The 19968-nt window shown below is 32.8% G+C and carries 14 protein-coding genes; 3 read left to right on the top strand and 11 right to left on the bottom strand.

What is annotated here, in order from left to right:
• Positions 1-39: 39 nt before the first annotated feature.
• From GGR97_RS00655 to GGR97_RS00615, 9 genes are all read right to left on the bottom strand, one after another.
• The gene (locus tag GGR97_RS00655; RefSeq protein ID WP_167896488.1) at positions 40-270 is read right to left on the bottom strand and encodes a ferredoxin; all 231 of its coding nucleotides are present in this window, start codon (positions 268-270) and stop codon (positions 40-42) included.
• Positions 270-1514, bottom strand: a complete 1245-nt coding sequence (locus GGR97_RS00650) for a peptidase U32 family protein (RefSeq protein ID WP_167896487.1) — start codon at positions 1512-1514, stop codon at positions 270-272. The genes GGR97_RS00655 and GGR97_RS00650 overlap by 1 nt, the downstream gene beginning before the upstream one ends.
• A gap of 4 nt (positions 1515-1518) precedes the next feature.
• Positions 1519-2550 carry an oxygen-dependent tRNA uridine(34) hydroxylase TrhO gene (gene trhO, locus GGR97_RS00645; protein ID WP_167896486.1) on the bottom strand — a complete coding sequence of 344 codons (1032 nt, stop codon included), beginning with the start codon at positions 2548-2550 and terminating at the stop codon, positions 1519-1521.
• 290 nt (positions 2551-2840) lie between these two features.
• Complete coding sequence (locus tag GGR97_RS00640) at positions 2841-3572, bottom strand: energy transducer TonB (protein WP_167896485.1); 732 nt, start codon at positions 3570-3572, stop codon at positions 2841-2843.
• Between the two features lie 50 nt (positions 3573-3622).
• The gene (locus tag GGR97_RS00635) at positions 3623-3916 is read right to left on the bottom strand and encodes a VanZ family protein (protein WP_167896484.1); all 294 of its coding nucleotides are present in this window, start codon (positions 3914-3916) and stop codon (positions 3623-3625) included.
• 58 nt (positions 3917-3974) lie between these two features.
• Complete coding sequence (gcvH, locus tag GGR97_RS00630; protein ID WP_167896483.1) at positions 3975-4355, bottom strand: glycine cleavage system protein GcvH; 381 nt, start codon at positions 4353-4355, stop codon at positions 3975-3977.
• 11 nt (positions 4356-4366) lie between these two features.
• The gene (gene sov, locus GGR97_RS00625) at positions 4367-11377 is read right to left on the bottom strand and encodes a T9SS outer membrane translocon Sov/SprA (protein ID WP_167896482.1); all 7011 of its coding nucleotides are present in this window, start codon (positions 11375-11377) and stop codon (positions 4367-4369) included.
• A 5-nt stretch (positions 11378-11382) separates the two neighbouring features.
• Positions 11383-11964, bottom strand: coding sequence for a Holliday junction branch migration protein RuvA (ruvA, locus tag GGR97_RS00620; protein WP_167896481.1), 582 nt, complete (start codon positions 11962-11964; stop codon positions 11383-11385).
• Between the two features lie 3 nt (positions 11965-11967).
• The gene (locus GGR97_RS00615; RefSeq protein WP_167896480.1) at positions 11968-14232 is read right to left on the bottom strand and encodes an NADP-dependent malic enzyme; all 2265 of its coding nucleotides are present in this window, start codon (positions 14230-14232) and stop codon (positions 11968-11970) included.
• Between the two features lie 263 nt (positions 14233-14495).
• Here GGR97_RS00615 and GGR97_RS00610 point away from each other — a divergent pair, with 263 nt between their 5' ends.
• From GGR97_RS00610 to GGR97_RS00600, 3 genes are all read left to right on the top strand, one after another.
• On the top strand, positions 14496-15059 hold the full coding sequence (locus GGR97_RS00610; RefSeq protein WP_167896479.1) for a TetR/AcrR family transcriptional regulator: 564 nt from the start codon (positions 14496-14498) through the stop codon (positions 15057-15059).
• A gap of 72 nt (positions 15060-15131) precedes the next feature.
• On the top strand, positions 15132-15683 hold the full coding sequence (locus GGR97_RS00605; RefSeq protein WP_167896478.1) for a carboxymuconolactone decarboxylase family protein: 552 nt from the start codon (positions 15132-15134) through the stop codon (positions 15681-15683).
• 66 nt (positions 15684-15749) lie between these two features.
• The gene (locus GGR97_RS00600; protein ID WP_167896477.1) at positions 15750-16433 is read left to right on the top strand and encodes a haloacid dehalogenase type II; all 684 of its coding nucleotides are present in this window, start codon (positions 15750-15752) and stop codon (positions 16431-16433) included.
• 67 nt (positions 16434-16500) lie between these two features.
• Here the strand turns inward: GGR97_RS00600 and GGR97_RS00595 are convergent, their stop codons facing one another.
• Complete coding sequence (locus tag GGR97_RS00595; RefSeq protein WP_245229420.1) at positions 16501-18300, bottom strand: alkaline phosphatase; 1800 nt, start codon at positions 18298-18300, stop codon at positions 16501-16503.
• 69 nt (positions 18301-18369) lie between these two features.
• Positions 18370-19959, bottom strand: a complete 1590-nt coding sequence (locus GGR97_RS00590) for a RagB/SusD family nutrient uptake outer membrane protein (RefSeq protein WP_167896476.1) — start codon at positions 19957-19959, stop codon at positions 18370-18372.
• Between the last annotated feature and the right edge of the window lie 9 nt (positions 19960-19968).

Here is a 19968-nt window from a genome sequence, read left to right as displayed (position 1 = left end):
ATTAACAGAAAGTAAAGCACAAAGCTAGACTATCTATCATTACATCTGTTTTACTGCTATTATTTTTACCGGACATGCTTTTTTTGCCTCCACAGCTACATCATAAATAGTTTCGTCTGGAGACTTAAGGGTAAAAAATCCTTTTTTTTCTTGCGCATGCAACAATACCGATTTTCCATCTTTTTTAGACATTTGGAATTGTCCTGGAGCTAATTCTACACAATAATTACATCCTATACATTTATTGCGCTGTAATGTAATAACTACCATTATGCTTCTACTGTATTTTCGACAATTTTATACAACTTATCTGAAGGACGAATTCTAAAATCCAATTTTAAGGTACAACTATCTCCTTTGGATGCTTTTTGAGAAGATGTTTGGTTAACATACAACTCTTTTACTTCCATTTCTTTGGCCCCTGTTGTTGGACCTGTAATTAAAATGGTATCTCCAACAGTAATATCATAGGCTTCAATTTTAAATTCACCCACATTAGCTTTAGGAAAATAATGCATTCCTTTTCCTAGATAAACTTTTTTCTGAGTGGCATGAGACCCTGAACCCTTGCTCCACTCTCCTAGTTTTTGACCTAAATAATATCCACTCCAAAAACCTCTGTTGTAAACTTTCTCTAACTCTTGCATCCAAGAAATTACTTTTTCTTTGTCAAAAGTCCCAGCTTCTAGACTATCAATGGCCTCTCTATAGCATTTAATTACTCTAGCTACATATTCTGGAGCTCGTCCTCTACCTTCAATTTTAAGCACTTTAATTCCTGCTTCAGCAATATCATCCAAGAAATCAATGGTACACAAATCTTTTGGAGACATAATGTATTCATTATCCAACTCCATTTCAAAACCAGTTTCCTGATCTATAACCGTGTATTTTTTTCTACAATTTTGTTTACAAGCTCCTCTGTTTGCTGATGAATTGGCAGAATGTAAACTCATGTAACACTTACCCGATACAGCCATACATAAAGCTCCGTGTCCAAAAATTTCTATTTCCACCAATCTTCCAGAAGGCCCTTTAATTTCTTCTTTCTCTATTTGATCTGTAATACTCTTTACCTGACGTAGACTTAATTCTCTACTCAACACAATTGTATCAGCAAACATTGCATAAAACTTAACAGTCTCAATATTTGTAATGTTAATTTGTGTAGAAATATGAACCTCCATTCCTTCGGCTCTTGCCATAGCAATTACAGCTTGATCCATACAAATAACTGCTGTAATACTTGCTTCTTTTGCCCTTTTGATTAATGTTTTAACAATCGATAAATCATGATCGTAAACAATGGTGTTTAGCGTTAAGTAAGAACGGACATTCTTAGCTGTACAACGTTTAGAAATTTCTTCTAAATCATCTAAAGTAAAATTAACAGAAGCACGAGCACGCATATTTAACTGCTCAACACCAAAATAAATAGAATCACACCCATTATCTAAAGCCGCTTGTAACGATTCAAAACTACCAGCAGGAGCCATTAATTCAATCTTGTTCATCTGCCTACTTCTTAAACTTTAAAACTTCTGAACGTCCTTTTTTAAAGATTTTATTGCTGTTAGATTTCCCTTTACGCAACTCTTTTTGCTCTTCGTATGACAGTGCATTTATTTCTTTACAAGCATCAGAACAACATTCGTCCATTTTCTCTTTACAAGAATCGCATTGAATAAACAACAAATGACAAGCTTCATTGGCACAATTCACGTGTGTATCACAAGCTTCTCCACATTGATGGCAATTAGAAATTACATCATCTGATATTCTCTCTGATTTCCTATGATCAAACACAAAGTTTTTTCCTTTAAACTTGTTTTCAATTCCTTTTTCGTTTACCTGACGAGTATATTCTATAATTCCTCCTTCTAGTTGAAAAACATTTTGAAAACCTTTGTATTTGTAATAAGCACTTGCTTTTTCGCAACGAATACCTCCTGTACAATACATTAACAAATTCTTATCTTCTTTATGATCTTTTAAATCTGCCTCAATAATATCCAAAGAGTCTCTAAACGTATCTACATCTGGTGTAATAGCTCCATCAAAATGACCAATTTCACTTTCGTAGTGATTACGCATATCTACACAAATAGTGTTTGGATCTTCTAGCATTTTATTAAATGCTTCAGCATCTAAATGCACACCTTTATTAGTTACATCAAACAAATCATCATTTAATCCGTCGGCCACAATTTTGTCTCTAACCTTAACTTTTAACTTTAAAAAAGATTTATTGTCTTGCTCAATAGCTACATTTAAACGAATATCTTTTAAAAACACAATACTATCTAAATGTGCTTTAAATTCATTAAATCGATCTGCGGGTATAGAAATTTGAGCATTAATACCTTCTTTAGCTACATAGGTTCTTCCTAAAACATCTATTTTATCCCACTCAATAAACAAGTGATCTCTAAAAACTTGAGGATTTCCAATATGATGATATTGGTAAAAAGAAATAGTAAGACGGTCTTTTCCAGCTTCGTCTATTAGTTGCGCACGTTCTTCTGCGCTTAACTTATTATACAGTTGCATGCTATATTAATTTAGTTAAACATTGTTTTTGCAAAGGTAACAAATACTTACCAACTTAAAGCAATGCGCATATGCTATTAAATTCCACAAAAAAACTCCTTGTAAAAGCAACTAACTTTTTACAAGGAGTTTATAAACTAAAACTATGAAAAACTATAATCTAAAACTAAATTTAAATCTTATACTATACCTTTCACAAAGTACGTGCCAAAAAAGAAATTCACATTGTTTTTTTTCACAAAAAAAGGACAACTATGTAGTTGTCCTTTTTAAACTTTTATAAATTCTTACTATTCTACTCTAAACACTAGAGGTAAAGCAAATAATAAGTTTACTTTTCTACCATTTTGACTTGCAGGAACCATTTGAGGTAATGACTTTAAAGCCTTCTCAAATTCTTTTTGTAACTCTGGACTCTTAGATCTTACTCTAACATCCGTTACTTTCCCGTTAGTATCAATTTTAAACATTGCTGCCAATCTTTGAACTCCTGAAAGTCCTAATTCATCAGCTAAACCAGTATCAAAATTTTTACTAATGTGCTTGTTTACTTTTTCACTAAAACAAGCTTTTTTGTCTTTAGCTTTTTCACATCCAGGAAAAATTGCTGGATTTTGAATTGCAGCAAAAGGGACATCTTCATAAGTTACCTCTTCAGCTTCATCGCTATATTCAATTTGTTCAATTTCAACAATGTCGTCAACCTCTGCTTCCGTAGTTTGAATTACTACTTCTTCAATTTCAACGTCATCCTCAACCTTCTCAAATTTCTCCGGAGATGGTGGTGGCGGCGGTGGCGGTGGCGGTGGTGGCGGTGCAGATGGTGGTTTGATTTGTGTCAAGACCATGTCCTCCACATCATCAGATTGTAAGGTTACCGATTGTAGTTCATCTACAACCCTGTCATAGGTTTTATGCTCTATAGCCACATAGACTATATACAGCGCTAATACCAATCCAAGCAAAGTAAATACCTTACTAAAATTTTCAAGATTAGATTTGGGATTCTTTTTAACTTCCATTTTTATTCAGTTCAATTGAATTTTAGTTTGCTAAAATAACGAAATTAGAATCAGACTTGCAAATATAAACGACGAAGTAATCTTAAAATAACATAGCCTAAAATTACTCCTATGGAATTTGCCATAACATCAAGCAAATCACCTGTTCTACTTACGGTTAGACTCGCTTGTAAAACTTCAATTACTATACCATAGAGGATAATAATTAAAATTAAATGCAAAAATTTTAATTTTATTTTGCCTAATTGACAAGATAGCATCCAAAAAAATGACATAAATGCATACGCAAATGCATGTTCAAATTTGTCTGTGTAGTTATATTTAAAGTTAGGAACTCCTTCCATACTTATTAAACTTAACACTAATATTAGAAGACTACTTGCAATAGCTATTAATAAGCTATTATGCTCCAATAAGTTTTTTATACGCTGTAGCATCTAATAAGTCTTGTACGTCTTCTATATTATCTGCCTTTACCTTAATCATCCATCCTTTTCCGTATGGATCATCATTTACTACTTCAGGTTCATCTTCTAATTCATCGTTAAACTCAACAACTTCACCAGTAATTGGCATAAATAAGTCAGACACTGTTTTTACAGCCTCTACCGACCCAAATACTTCATTAGCTTCTATTGTTTCATCTAAGGTATCAACATCAACATAAACAATGTCACCCAATTCGCTCTGAGCAAAATCTGTAATACCAATAACAACTACATCACCTTCTACTCTTACCCACTCGTGATCTTTTGTGTACTTTAATTCTTCTGGAAAATTCATTCTTTATTTTTTTAGTTTCCTAGGTTATATACTAAACTTAATCCTGTATTTACTGATTGTCTTGGATACAATGTTGAGATAGCATAGCTAGCTACATTTTGATCGTAGTACAATGATGCCGTAAAATTACGACTTAAATTATAATCTGCTGCAACTTTAATTCCGAATAAATTTTGTCCTCCCACCGGTTGACTGGTTAGAGTATCTATACTTCTTATATTCGTAATATCGGTTTTATAAGACACATCTGCCTTTATGTTAATATCTCCTTTTAGAGTAGTTTGTTTTCTTAAAAAACGAGTTTTAATTTTTACATCTTTAAATCTATACCCTATTCCAAACACATATTCATTTCCATTAATTTCGGAAAGCGTAGTATTATTTAAGTTTAAAGACAAAGTTCTATTGGTATTGATAGTCCCTCTAAAAGACAAAGAGCTTTTAAACTTAACATCTAATTTAATTAGTGGGGAAAATGCATCTATTAAGGTAATTCCAGAATAAATTAAACTTGATTGATACGGATTTGAAGTGTCTGAATTTAAGTTATTTGAAAAATTACTAATGGTATACGATGAATTGTATCCGTGTGACAAGGTAAAGTTGCTAAAGTTCTTTTTAATAAAATCTAATCGCATTAATCCCCTGTAAGTAATATTCCAATTTGGGAGTGGCATTTTCTTAAAAATGGTTTTGTTAGACGAAACCACATCTGTTCCGCTATATGCTGCTAAGAACGAGTGAATTAAAACTTCTTGACTATTTAACGCTTGATCAGAAGTAACATCTCCTCCAGGATACACTTGCGTAACCACTTTTGCTCTGTTGGTAACAAACGTGTTAAATAAAGCATCAGGGTCACTTCCCATGGCTGTTTTAATTAACGAATAAGATATATTATAATTTCCCGATTTATTTACCTGAGCACTTTCAATATCATTACTCCCCGTTATATAATCTATTTGCTGTTGTTCTGTATCAGAATAACTTCTGCTACCCGTTAACTGAATATTTAAATCTTGTATAGGCTTTAAGGTAATATCGTAATTTAAGCTTGTAAACTCTGTTTGATTGTAATTCTTATTATAAACAACATCATCTGTAGCTCCAGACCTTCCTAACAACCATCCGTTTTGCACAGCACTTTTCACAATATCAGTTTGCTGACCAAATACATACCCCAAACTTGGTGCATACCCTCCGTTGTATTTATTTCTTCCTAAAAACCCTATTTCTGGCACGTAACCATCTAAAGAACTACTTCTATTTTTATTATAACTAACTCTACCTGTTTTAATAGAACTAAGTACTCCGTATACAAAATCCCCAACCGTTCCCGATTTTTTCTTTGTTTTTCCTGGTGATGGCATTCTTTTTTTAGGAGATGATGAAAACAGTTTTTTTAATCCTATTTCTGAATATAATTTAGAGAAGTTTAAATTGGTAGATACATTGTGTGTATTTCCGTTCTGAATGGTATTCCCCACTTTTTCTACAAAATCTGGCGAAGCAGCTCTCCAATTAAAGTTACCTGTGTAGGAATAATCTGCATTTATAAAACTTAACAAAGGAATTTTATTAATAGGTATTTTATAAGTTGCTGTTAAGTTTTGTGTGTAATTGTTAGGTCTACCCACATTAAAAAAGTTAGAATATAAATCTATTCTATCTAACTCTTCTTCTGTTTGCGCATCTTGCTCAAACGTATCATAAATATAATTATTACTTGCGTTAAAGTTTAGATTGATTGCATCGGTTAGTTGATATCCAATTCTATAATCCCAATCAAACATAAAGTTACGTTGCTTTAAAGTTGGAATATCAAGCCCTGCTACTTCTGATAAATCTCTAGACTTATACTCGCTATAGTTTCTTTTAATAGAGCTGTTTACCGAAATATCTGATGGCAATAAATTAAAATTAAAATCTCTTAAAAGACTTAAGTTTTTACTCTTTAAGAATGGAATATTTTCTAAAGGTTTTACTTCTATTTGCTTAAATTTAAAAGCATAATTAGCAGATGCATTTACATTTTGACTAATATCTTTTTCAATTACATAACTTTCATTAGTCGCATCGCTATAGCTATAAGACATACTAAAGTTTTCTACATCGTAGATTTGAGGTTTTCTTAAAGTAGCTTCTGATCTTTCTTTTTTAACATTAATTAAACTAATACTTCTACGCTTAGTTCTAATATCAATACTTTCTGCAGCCACACCTTGTTCTATAGCATCTTTAGCCAAAACATCTTCATACTTTGGATCAAACTTAGGAGTTCTAATTTCTTCGGAAATGGTATAGTTTACTGGAATTCTAACATTCCAATTGTTAGGTAATAATTGTCCTGCATTTACAGTAGTATTAACACTGTAGTTTTTAATTTCTTCTTGACTCCTTTCGCTTATGCTCTGATCAATACTACCAAAACCAATAGACTGATAACCTCCGTTTACGGCAATTTTTGCAAAATCTGCAATGGTAGCATCTGCAGAAATTTTTGTAGCCCATCCTCCCTGATTATCAAAACCAGACATTCTTAGTTCGTTAAACCAAATTTCAGCAGATTTTTGAGTAGCATCTAAATTTTTAATTCCTAAAAAGATAGTTCTAACATTGGATAAATTAGGATTTCCCTTAACTCTAAGAACCGTTTGTGAATTATCTATAGTCGTTTGCTCTGGATAAATAGCAGTAACTGATTGTCCTTGTTTATCTCTATCTAGCTTTACCTTGGTTAAATCTAATAAAGAAATATCTAAATCATTATTTTCTGGCCAAACAGCTCTTGCATTTAAAGCGTTACCTGTTCCAAAATTAGGAATATCCGTCATGGTTAACGGCACTTCTATTTGATAGTAGTTGTCATTAGTATCGCTCCCTAATCTTATTACCGCAACTAAATCATCATCATCAACAGTGTTTTGTAAAATTTCTTCGGCATGAATAAACATTTTTAAACGCTTAAACATTCGCATATCTACATTTATATTTTTATAAACCCCAATAGTGTTGTTTTGCTCTAGTTTATCAACCTTTACTGTTAAAGACTGCTCATTCTGTTGTAGTACATTAGATGTTCCTTGTAAAGCTTCTCTACTAATGGTAGGAGGTAAAATATAGTTTACTGGAACTCTATTTTCGTTCTCTTCAATATTTACAACTCCTGTTTCTAGTAAATTTTCGGTCCCTCTATCTGATAAATTATCATTCTGATCTATTACTTTATCGTAAATTCTCCAATCTCCTCTTACAATTTGAAAATCTGCAAAACGAAGAGTTACCGGAATTTCAAAATCGGTTAGGAACATACGCATAAAACGAATAGACTGAAAACTATTAATTCCCCCTATAGATTCTCCTGCAGCAATAGGTACTCTAAACAAATACCACTTAAATTGCTTTTCTGTATTATTTTCTAAAGTAACTGTTGTGGTTCTTTCATCAACAATAAACTCATTGGTTGTTTTATTTAGGTTATTCTGAGACAAATCTACCTTGTATTGCCAATAAGAATCAATGGTATTCATGGTCTGATCTCTATCGGCATCTTCAACATCGGGATTGTTAGTTGCAGATGTAGGATAAGACTCTTGAGACAATGCTGCCGTTGGTGAGTTTCCTTGTGTGTTGTTATAATCTTTATATCTTTTTAAGATAGAAGCATTTTCAGAATCATATTGTGTACTTCTAAAAAATCGGAAGTTGTCTGATGATGGATCGGCTAAACTTCCTAAATCTGGAAACCTAGTTTTCTCTTCGGCATCGCTCATTCCATCATAACCCACATCTTGATTTCTACGAGTATCATCACCTTGATCAAAAGCATATAATAACGATTTTTCTGTAGGAATATTTGCCACAACAGTTTCATCTACCCCTGTTGTAGTATCTCCATTTTCTGGCAAACCGTTTTCAAAAACCTTTCTATTATCTTTTAAAATATCTTCAGAAATACTTCCTAGGTTTAAGTACAAAGTTCCTTTCTGATTGGTAGGGTTTGGATTGGTAACAATTCCCTCGTTATTTGTAATACTGTAATTCTCATACGGATTTTGCACCCAGAACTCTACATATTGAATGTTAGAACGTTGAAAATCTGTAACCACCAAACCTCTTGTAATTCCCGCCCATTTATCTTCGGGATTTGTTAATTCGCTAGGTTTTGATGGATTTGTAATTGGAGTATAGTTATAAGGACCACGCTCGTTTGGATAGTAACTTAAATCAAACGTTTGTAAATTGGTTCTTTGTGTAACATCTAAATTTCTTTCCGGAAACAACTCTTCACTTTGCACAGGTCTCACCTCAGCCCTAGACAATTCATCTGGATCTATATTTTGAGGTTTTAAACTAGAACCGGTATAAAATAATTGATCTATAGTATACCAAGCTAATTTTGCACGTTTTTTACCATACTCTAAGCTATTGCTATTATTAGCTCCAAAATCTCGTCCATCAAAACCGACAGGAGCACTTGATAAAGACCAGTTTTGTGCTGTTCCTAAATTAATTGGAATTTGAGCTCCTTCAAAATCATCTAAATACGTAGTAGCTTCTCCTCCAATATCTATACTAGATGGAGTGTTGGGTCTTAAATAGGCAAAATCTCCTCTTACAGAAATATTAGAAGGAGCATCGGTATCTATATTAGGTAAATAGTTTACCAAGTCTGTAAGCACAGGAACTTCTGAACTGTAATTAACATTTAACCCATACATAGAGTTATTTACAGGGTCTTGCCCTAACTGAACTTTATTACTAATAGGTTGTTCTTTAATGTTTAAATAAGTAGCCCCTAACACAAAATTATCACTAAACTTATGTTCTACATCTACTCCTACAAATGTTTTTTGTTGCTGATTAAAGAAGGTATTATTTTCTAAAGAAACATTAATAGCTTGTCCTGATGATTCTATAGAAGGATTGATGATTTTTACTTTTCCAGCAAAATAATCTACCGTATAATCTATTCCTTCTACCAAAACAATTCCTCCTGCTGTTACGGTAACAGATCCTCTTGGCACATTAAAAGCTCCTAAAGAAATTCCATCGCTTGTGCTAGATGAGTATTGTCCTTGAACTAAAAATTTATCTTTTTTCTGATAATCATTTTCTGCTACAGATGCTGTTGTGGTATAGAGTTCCTTAAAAACATATTTATCTCTATCTGCCTGATTGCTTAATAAGCTTTCTAAATCTCTACCAAAAGGTTCTATTAGCGGAAAAATAATAGATCCGTTTTTAGTGTCTACCGTTAATCCATCAATAAAATCAAAAAAACCATCTCCTGTTTGATAGTCTTTACCTGTTACATCTCTAGTTAAATTGTTGTTTGCATCTAACCTATCTAAATTGGTTAAGTTTAAAATGGTTCTTTTTTTAATATCATCCTCACTAGAACCTAGTAAATTGTTAGTTGCTTGCCCTGTAGCATCATCTCTATACAATAAATTAAAAACAAAACCTTCTTTGTCTAAATTGTAAGCTCCAATACTATAAACGTTTTTCATCAATAAATTAAAGACAACATCTTCTGTATTAATTAATTGAGGTCTTACCAATTTTACAACAATATTTTTATCACTTTCTATACCATCTGTAGACAATTCTCCAACTCTATAAGCTTCTCCTCTATAGGTATATTCAAACGCTACAGCCAATACATCACCATCGTTTAATCTAGAATTCAAAGAAATAAACCCTAATTGTTGATTGTATGTAAATTCACTAGCATTTAGTTTTCTAGCATTTTCCACAACTGCATATTCTCTACCCTGTTCAAAACCTGACAACTGTGTAGGAACATTTTCTACATCTCTTAACTGTGTTTTATCGGTTCCTATGTACTGACTTAAACTATTGGCTTTGTTATCGGGTATAAACTGAGGGTTTATGGGAGTTTCTGTTACTGTGTTGTTAGAAATATTAGATTTAGAGTTATCATATTTATCGGTTCCCGATTCTCCTAAATCTACCAAACCAACAATATTTCTTACATCTTGTGTATTGGTATTTCTGTTGGTTACCCAAACTTCTAACTTTGTAATTTGTACAGCCGAATTTATTAATGGCAATTCTGCCAAAGCAGTATTGTAATTATTTCTAAAATATTGTGCTATAAAAAAATGTCGATTGTTATCGTATTGTGTGGTTCTTAATTCAAATTCTGTTAAGGCAGAACCACCTTCTGCAATAATATTTTTTGCTTGTGATTGTTGCTGAGAAAACACTCCTGTTACCGTAGTAGCACCAAATTGCAACTGTGCTTTAACCCCAAACAAACTTTGCGAACCTGTTATTAGATTGTTTTTAATATCCATATTGATATTACCAACTTCTAATTTTCTAATTAAGTCATCTTCACCAGGTTCAAAATCTAATTTTAATTGGTTTTGAAATGAAAATGTAGATTGTGTATCGTAATTAATATCTGCATTTAAACGCTCTCCAACTTTTGCAGTTAAATTGGCTCTAATTTGCTGATCAAACTCTGGTGTAAAACTACTTCTGTTCTCTTCAGAAAGTAACGGATTTTCAATATTTTGATACAAAACACCAAAACGCATAGTTACCGAACCTCTTGGCACCAATTTAATTTCTGTACCTCCAAACAAGGTTTCAAAAAACCTATTGTTTACATACATGGTAGGCAACAAGTCTTTTTGTGCTTCTTGGGCATCTTTCTTTTTACCTTCTATAGCCGCTGTTTTGGCTTTAAAGTAATTTTGAACATCTTGTTTTAATCGATACTCTTTGTACTCTTCTTCTGTTAAATATTTGGGAGTGGTAAAACTTGTGTTCCCAATAGTTTCTCTAACAATATAACGACCAATAGTAGGATCGTATTCTATTTTTTTTTCAGTTGGATTTTTTAAATATAAAACCCCTTCTGTAGTATTATCAAATGAAAAAGTATGTTTTTCTTCTTCTAAATTAAGTGTGTCTTTTTCCTTTTCTTGACCATATCCAATAGATACGACAAAAAAGAATAATAGAATTATTTGAAAACACTTTTTCAAGTTAGTTATAGTTTTTTAAGAGCTAGTTTGATTAGTTTTTCGACACTTAAATCTGGAGTTTCCTTTAAAATTGAAGTTACTACTTTTTCTGCTTGTCTCTTCACAAATCCTAAAACCTCTAAAGCAGATAACGCTTCTTCTTTTGCACTATTGTTTACAAAAGCAGAAGTTTCTTCCATATCGTATGTTTTTACGATTTTATCTTTTAGCTCAATAATTACTTTTTGAGCCGTTTTGGCACCAATTCCTTTTACAGATTGAATGACTGCTACGTTTTCTGTAGCCAACGCTTTTTGTATTTCTTCCGTTGATAAAGAAGAAAGCATAGTTCTTGCAATACTTGGTCCTATACCGGAAACTGAAATTAACAGTTTAAAAATTTCTCTTTCCAACGTAGATGTAAACCCATACAAAGTATGAGAATCTTCTTTTACAATTAGTTGGGTATACAAAGTGACCAACTCACTATCTGGAATTTGAGAATAGGTATGTAACGATATATTTAAAAAATAACCTACACCATTGCATTCCACAATGGCATAGGTAGGATTTTTTTCAACAAGTTTACCTTTTAAATGGGTAATCATTAATTATTGGTTTTGTGCATCAATTACTGCAACGGCAGTAATGTTTACAATTTCTTCTACACTTGCACCTAACTGAACAACATGTGCTGGTTTATTAAGCCCCATTAACACAGGTCCAATTGATGTAGCATCTGTTAATTCCTTAATCATTTTGTAAGAAATATTTGCTGCATCTAAACTAGGAAAAATAAATGTATTAGTTTCTTTTCCAACCAAATCAGAAAAAGAAAATTGTTTTTCTAATAAATCATGGTTCAAAGCAAAATCTGCCTGAATAGGACCGTCTACATTTAAGTCTGGTCTTTTTGTTTTTAAAATTTCAACTGCTTTTTGCACTTTAGCAACTCCTGTACTCTCTACACCTCCAAAGTTAGTGTAAGACAACATAGCTATATGTGGTTCTATTGCAAATATTTTTGCCATTCCACTTGCTAATTCTGCAATGTTTGCTAAAACTTCTGAACTAGGATCTATATTTACCGTTGTATCGGTAAAAATTAAAGGTCCTTTAGAAGTAATCATAATATTGGCAGCTGCAATTCTTGATGCTTCTGGTCTTTTACCAATCGTTTCAAAAATTGGTTTTACTGTAGAAGGATAATTTCTAGAATATCCAGACACCATAGCATCTGCTTCTCCTACGTTTACCATCATTGCAGCAAAGTAGTTACGTGTTATCATATGCTTTTGTGCATCTAATAAACGAATTCCTTTACGTTGACGTTTTTCCCAATATTTTTCTGCGTAAGCGTTTACTTTATCTTTATACTCATCGCTTTTAGGATCAATAATTTCAACCTCAGCCTCAAAACCAATTTCTTCTTTTAAGGTTTTAATCAATTCTACATTTCCTAATAAAATAGGTTTTGCTATTCCTTCATCAGAAACAATTTGAGCTGCTTTTAACACATTTAAGTGTTCCGCTTCTGGGAATACAACTCGCTTAGGATCTTTTTGAGAACGACTTACCAACATACGCTCAAACTTACTTCCAGAACCAGAACGCTCCATTAATTCGTGTACATAAGCATCCCAATCTTTAATTGGTTTTTTAGCAATACCGCTATCCATTGCTGCTTTTGCAATAGCTGGTGGCAATTCGTAAATTAATCTTGGATCAAAAGGTTTTGGAATAATGTATTGTCTACCATACTGTAAGTTCTTTTCACCATACACAATGTTTACTTGCTCTGGTACATTTTTCTTAGCCATGTCTGCCAATGCATGTACAGCAGCCATTTTCATTTCCTCGTTAATTCCAGTAGCTCTAACATCTAAAGCTCCTCTAAAAATAAATGGAAAACCTAAAACGTTGTTTACTTGGTTAGGATAATCAGAACGACCTGTAGCCATAATTACATCTTGACGAGTAGCCACCGCAAGATCATAATCTATTTCTGGTGTTGGATTTGCCATAGCAAACACAATAGGATCTGGTGCCATAGTCTTTAACATTTCTGGTGTTAACGCTCCGGCAACAGATAAACCAATAAATACATCGGCACCGTTAATTGCTTCTTCCAAAGTTGTAAACTCTGTATCTACAGCAAATTCTTTCTTTTGCTCGTTTAAATCTTCACGCTTAGTAGTAATTACTCCTTTACTATCGCACATTAAGATGTTATTTTCAGAAACTCCTAATGCTTTGTATAATTTTGTACAAGAAATAGCTGCAGCTCCTGCTCCATTTACTACTACTCTTACTTTAGTAATGTCTTTTTCTGTAATTTCTATTGCATTTTTTAATGCAGCCGCAGATATAATTGCTGTACCGTGCTGATCATCATGCATTACAGGAATGTCTAATTCCTCTTTTAATCTTCTTTCAATCTCAAATGCTTCAGGAGCTTTGATATCTTCCAAGTTGATACCTCCAAAAGTTGGAGCAATCATTTTAACTGTTTCAACAAATTTATCAACATCTTTGGTATCTAATTCAATATCAAAAACATCTATATCTGCAAATATTTTAAATAACAATCCTTTTCCTTCCATTACTGGTTTTCCAGCTAAAGCACCAATATCTCCTAATCCAAGAACCGCTGTTCCGTTAGAAATTACAGCTACTAAATTCCCCTTAGATGTATACTTATAAGCATCCTCTGGGTTCTTTTCTATCGCCAAACATGGCACCGCTACTCCAGGAGAATAAGCCAAGGCTAAATCTCTTTGTGTTGCATACTTTTTTGTAGGCACCACTTTAATTTTACCCGGTTGAGGCTTTTCGTGATATTCTAAAGCTTCTAATTCTTTTTTTGTATAACCCATATTCAATAATTTATAAGGCAAAGATACCATTTGTATTCATCGAGCAAAAAGAATCGATTTTTTTTGACTATTCTTAAATAGAGATGGCCTTTAATGGATTTTTTTTGCAAATAATGAAACCATTCTTCAATAATACTGTTTTAACTTCATTAAAAAACTCCTTAAATCTAGAAAATTCATCACCCAAAACCCTAAAATTCTTTTTTAAAGAAAGTTTTTTATTTCTAAGCTATTGCTTAGCTTTGTGTTGTAGTTTAAAAACAATGGCACGTAAAAAACAATATAACGAAGAAGAGGTAATTCAAAAAGCAATGGGGCTGTTTTGGAGAAATGGCTATGAAGCTACTTCTGTTCGTATGCTAGAAAAGGAAATGGGAATTAATCAATTTTCCATTTATGCTAGTTTTAAAAACAAACAAGGGGTGTTTTTAGAAAGCATTAAATACTACAAAACGCAAATTAATATTATTAAAGATAAGCTAAGAAAATCTAACAATGGTGTAGCTGGCATACAACAATACTTTTCTGATTTTTTAGAATTCTCTAAAGAAGGTTCTTTATGTAAAGGGTGTTTGGTTACTAATACTGTAAACGAAATTAAAGAAGATTCTGACGAGATTATTATGACCGAATTAAAAAAGTTTGCAAATGAAATTAGAGATTTATTTGTAAGTAATTTAAAACAAGACGACTCAAAGGACAACACAATTATAGAAAAACAAGCTGATTATTTAATGAATAGTCTTTTAGGACTTTCCATAGCATCTAAAGTTTTTAATCAAAATCAATTAGAAGATATTATAGAAGTTACTTTTTTAAACCTGTAACTTTTTTTTTACAACAAAACTAAGCAATTGCTTAGATAATAAATTTAAAAATAAAACCATAAATAAAAAATTATGACAACTTTAAAAATTCACAACCTAGAAACAGCACCGGAAGCAAGTAAACCCTTCATAGAAAAATCTCAAAAAGCTTACGGAATGATTCCTGGTTTACACGGAGTATTAGCAGGAGCACCAAAAATTTTTGAGGCATACCAAACTTTACACGAATTGTTTACCGAAACTTCTTTTAACGAAGATGAGTTAACCGTAGTTTGGCAAACTATTAATGTAGAACACGCTTGTCACTACTGTGTACCTGCACACACAGGAATTGCAAAAATGATGAAAGTTGATGATGAAATTACAGAAGCATTACGTAACGAAACTCCACTTGCAGATGCTAAGCTAGAAGCTTTACGTACTATGACTTTAACAATTGTAAGAAATCGTGGACACGTTTCTCAAGAAGATTTAGAAGCATTTTATGCAGCTGGGTATGGAGAGCAACAAGTCTTAGAAATTATTTTAGGATTGTCTCAAAAAGTAATTAGCAACTACACCAACCACATTGCAAATACTCCAGTAGATGCACCTTTCCAAGGTTTTGCTTGGTCTAAAAAATAATTAATAGTTAAAAGGATTGTTTGTTTTAAAAGCAATCCTTTTTATCTTTTTAAAAAAACAAATAAGATGCAACACAGCCAAAGACCTAAAGTTTTATTTTTTGATGTAAACGAATCACTGTTAGATTTAAGCTCTATGAAAAAACATGTAGGTAAAGCTTTAAACGGTAGAGAAGATTTATTGCCTTTATGGTTTTCCACCATGTTGCATTATTCTTTAGTAACCACAGCCAGCAAACAGTTTACAGATTTTAGTAACATTGGTGCTGCAGCTTTGCAAATGGTTGCAAAAAACCACAACATAAACCTATCTACAGAGGAAACAAGAGAGGTTCTGAAAAATTTTAGCAATCTGCTTCCACACCCAGAAGCAATAGAAGCACTTAGACTTTTAAAAAAAGCTGGCTATATAATGATTGCTTTATCCAACTCCTCTATAAAAGGAATGCGTTCCCAATTTAAAAACGCAGGCCTAACTCACTTATTTGAGCAGCAACTAAGTGTAGAAGAATTTGGAAAGTATAAACCCGAGACAGAAGTATATTATTGGGCTGCAAAAAAACTGAAAGCAGAACCCAAAGATTGTATGCTAATTGCAGCACATGGTTGGGATGTTGCCGGTGCAATGTGGGCAGGATTTAGAGCCGCTTTTATTAACAGACCTGGACAACAATTATATCCCTTAGCTCCAATGCCAGAAATTAGTGAAACCGATCTTTTAAAAATTGCTAAAAAACTTATAGCCTTGTAAAAATAGAAAGCGACTGTGGTTTTTAAAAACCAAGCCGCTAACGCTATTTAACAAAACTCAAAAAAAATTATTTTAAACTTTCTATTATTTTTTCAAACACCTCGTTGTTTTCATAAACTCCCGAAAACCTGTTTGCTTGTGGACCATATGCAAAAATAGGCACCATGCTCCCTGTATGATCGTGGGTAATAAAACCTCCTTCTATTGAATGATGTTCTACACTACCACTAGCAACACCAAAACCAGATGTTTCATGATCTGCAGTTACAATTACCAACGTTCCTTTGTTTTCATCGGCAAATTGAATAGCTTCAGTAATTGCTCGATCAAAATCTATTCCCTCTAACACAATTCCTTCTGTGTTGTTAGCATGACCAAAACTGTCTATTTGAGCAGCTTCTACCATTAAGAAAAAAGGTTTTTCTTTCTTTTTTAAAAATTGTAATCCTGCTTTGGTAGTTTCTGCCAATAAGTTTCCTCTACCTGTAAGGATAGATGACACTCCTTTTTCTGAAAAAAACAATCCTGTTCTTTTGGCTTTTGATGTAGTTAGTTCTGCTACAGAATTCACCACACTAAAAGATTTTTCTATACCTAAATTTTCAAAAGTTTTAGAACCACCACCTGCAAAAAAATCTAATTTACTCTGTACCAAATCCTTTGCTATCTTATCTTTTTCAGACCTATCTTTTTGATGTGCATAGAAAGCAGAAGGTGTTGCTCCTGTAATTTCATCGGTAGTAATAACTCCGGTAGCAAATCCTTTTTGATGTAAAATTTCGGTAATATTTTTTAAAGCATTTCCATGCACATCTGTTCCAATAGCTCTGTTATTTGTTTTTTTTCCAGTAGCCAAAGCTGTTCCTGCAGCTGCAGAGTCGGTAGTAAAATCATCTGCTGCTTGAGTTTTAATCAATCCAATATTTTTAAGCTGTGTTAAGGTTAAAGCTCCACTATTTGCTAAAGTTGCTGATGATATTTGAGACAATCCATTACCATCACCAATTAATAAAATAATGTTTTTAATTTTTCCTTTAGCCTTATCGTATTTAAAAGTTGGTTTGTAAACTTCTGATGAAATTTTTGCCTGTACCGTTCTGTGCTTTAAACTAGAAACATAAGTTGCACATTTTTTAGGTTGATCTGTATTAATAACATCTACTCCTAATTCTAAAAAAGTTCTCCATGCTGTTTTAGAATCTGGGGTTCCCCAAAAACGGAAAGGCTTTTGAAACTTTTTTGCTTGGTTAATTACTGCTGTTACCTTGTCATAATCAGCATGGGTTAATCTACCTTTTCCGTTCCATTCTGTGTATTTTTTAAAATCTACACTTATCATATCTACCTTTGCCAAATTTTTAGCGGACAATGTTGTTTCTATTTCTTGATAATCAAAAGAAATAAAAGAAGGATATTGGTGATAGCTATCTGAATTTGGCCTATTACCAGAAATTACAATTTTAATATGTGGATGATGAATTACCTGAGGGTATTCTTTTAAATTTTTAATAATTGCCTCTAAAGTTGCTAGCGCTTCAGACTTTACGTCAATCATTAAAAACAAATCTTTATGCAAGTCTTCTGCTGTACTTGCCAACTGATTTAAGGGCTTTAAATACAAAGCCTCTAATGTTTTTACCTTGTTAATTTCTTTAGATGTGTGAGCAATAAACAATTGTCCTTTTTCTAAAAACACATCAGCCTCTAGTAAATTTAATCCGCTTGTATAAGCAGTCCAAAAAGGTGTTTTTTGTAGATAATCGTTGTGAGATTGTATTCTAATATTTTTAAAATCTTGGCTATAACCTAGCCCCATTACTAATATTACTAATAGTAGTGTAATATTTCTTTTTACAAATAATTGCATAAATAACTATTTTAAAAAAGGTGCTACCAAAATAGCACCTTTTCGATTTTTTTATAAAGCTGGACTCTGTTAGTTCCAGTTTTTGTTTTGTGGAATTCCTGATGATTGAATTACAGTGTTTGGAATAGGCCAAACATTCATATAAGAAGCATCAAAAGTTCTTGCTGGCCATACAATTTCTGAAGTGTATGGTGAATCTGGATCAGATCTATCTGAGTAAATTCTTCCATAAATAGGTTGTGCATAAATAGCCTGTGCATCTCCCCAACGAACCAAATCAAAATGTCTGTTTGCAAATTCTCCTGCCAACTCAACTCTTCTTTCATGTTTTAAATCGGCCATGGTAGCGTTTGTTTTAGCAGCCAAACCTGCTCTAGCTCTAACTAAATTTAAAGGAGTATCACCATTTTTACCATCAGCAATTAACGCTTCTGCTTTCATTAACAACACCTCTGCATAGCGCATTAATGGTACATTGTAAGTAGTTGTTGGATTGTCTCCATCTGTATTTACAGTAGTTCCAATAGCATCTGCCTCTCTAAACTCGTACATGTATTTGTTAAATTGGAAACCAGACAATGAATTTTCTGATTGGTATCTTTTAGCTTCTCCAAAAAATTGAAAATCATCACCAAAACTTAAAATAGTTACTGCTTTACGAGCATCACCTGCTTCAAATTCGTTGTACAATCCTTCTGATGGTGTGTAATATCCCCATCCGTTAAATTTACCCCAACCTTTGTTTTCTAACATTACTCCAGTTAAAATACTACCTCTATCTACTCCTGAATTTACAGACCAAATATATTCGCTTGTCCAGTTGTTTAAATGACTGTGTAATTCTCTATAATCTTTAGCAGGATTTCCTGTATTGATTAACGCTCTACCAGAACCAGAATTGGTTACCAAATCTGCATATTTTACTACCTCAGCATATCTAGAAGCATCATATTGTGCCCAATATAAATTAGTCTTAGCTATGTAAGCCAAAGCTGCATCTTTATGAGGTCTACCATAATCATCTGTTCCGTATTCTGAAAAAAGAGGCAATAAATCTGAAGCCATTTTTAAGTCCTCAACAATCATTGCATAGTTTTCTACTACACTTGTAGGTCTAGCATAACTACCTCCTGCAGCAAACATATTATCAACAGTAACAATAGGAACTCCTCCGTTTTTATCATCTCCATAAGTATGTGCTACCCAGAAATAACTAAAAGCACGCATAAAATAAGCTTCTCCTAAAACTCTGTTTTTTACATTTTCGCTAATTTCCATATTTGGAACGTTTAACAAAACATCGTTTGCTCTTCTAATAATTTTGTAACATTTTTCGTAACAAGTAGATGTATAACTTCCTTCGCTACCATTAATGTTAAAGTTTTTAATTACATCTGCCGTTGCTTTGGTACGACCTGTAATCATATCGTCTGATGCGTTGATGTACCAAAAGAAACCTCTACCAAACATTTCCTGATCATTCATTAACTCATACAATCCGTTAGCTCCTTGAATGGCATCTGCTTCTGTTTTCCAAAAACTTTCGTTAGATACACTCCCTAATGGAGCTAAATTTGTAAAATCATCGGAACAAGAGGTTAATCCAAACCCGATTAATCCTAATAGAATGACTCCTACTTTTTTATATATATTTTTCATTTTTTTCTG

Source organism: Wenyingzhuangia aestuarii (genome assembly GCF_011927765.1).
Lineage (GTDB): Bacteria > Bacteroidota > Bacteroidia > Flavobacteriales > Flavobacteriaceae > Wenyingzhuangia > Wenyingzhuangia aestuarii.
The sequence above is the reverse complement of the archived record's forward strand: the minus strand, read 5'-3'. Positions and strand labels throughout refer to the sequence as shown.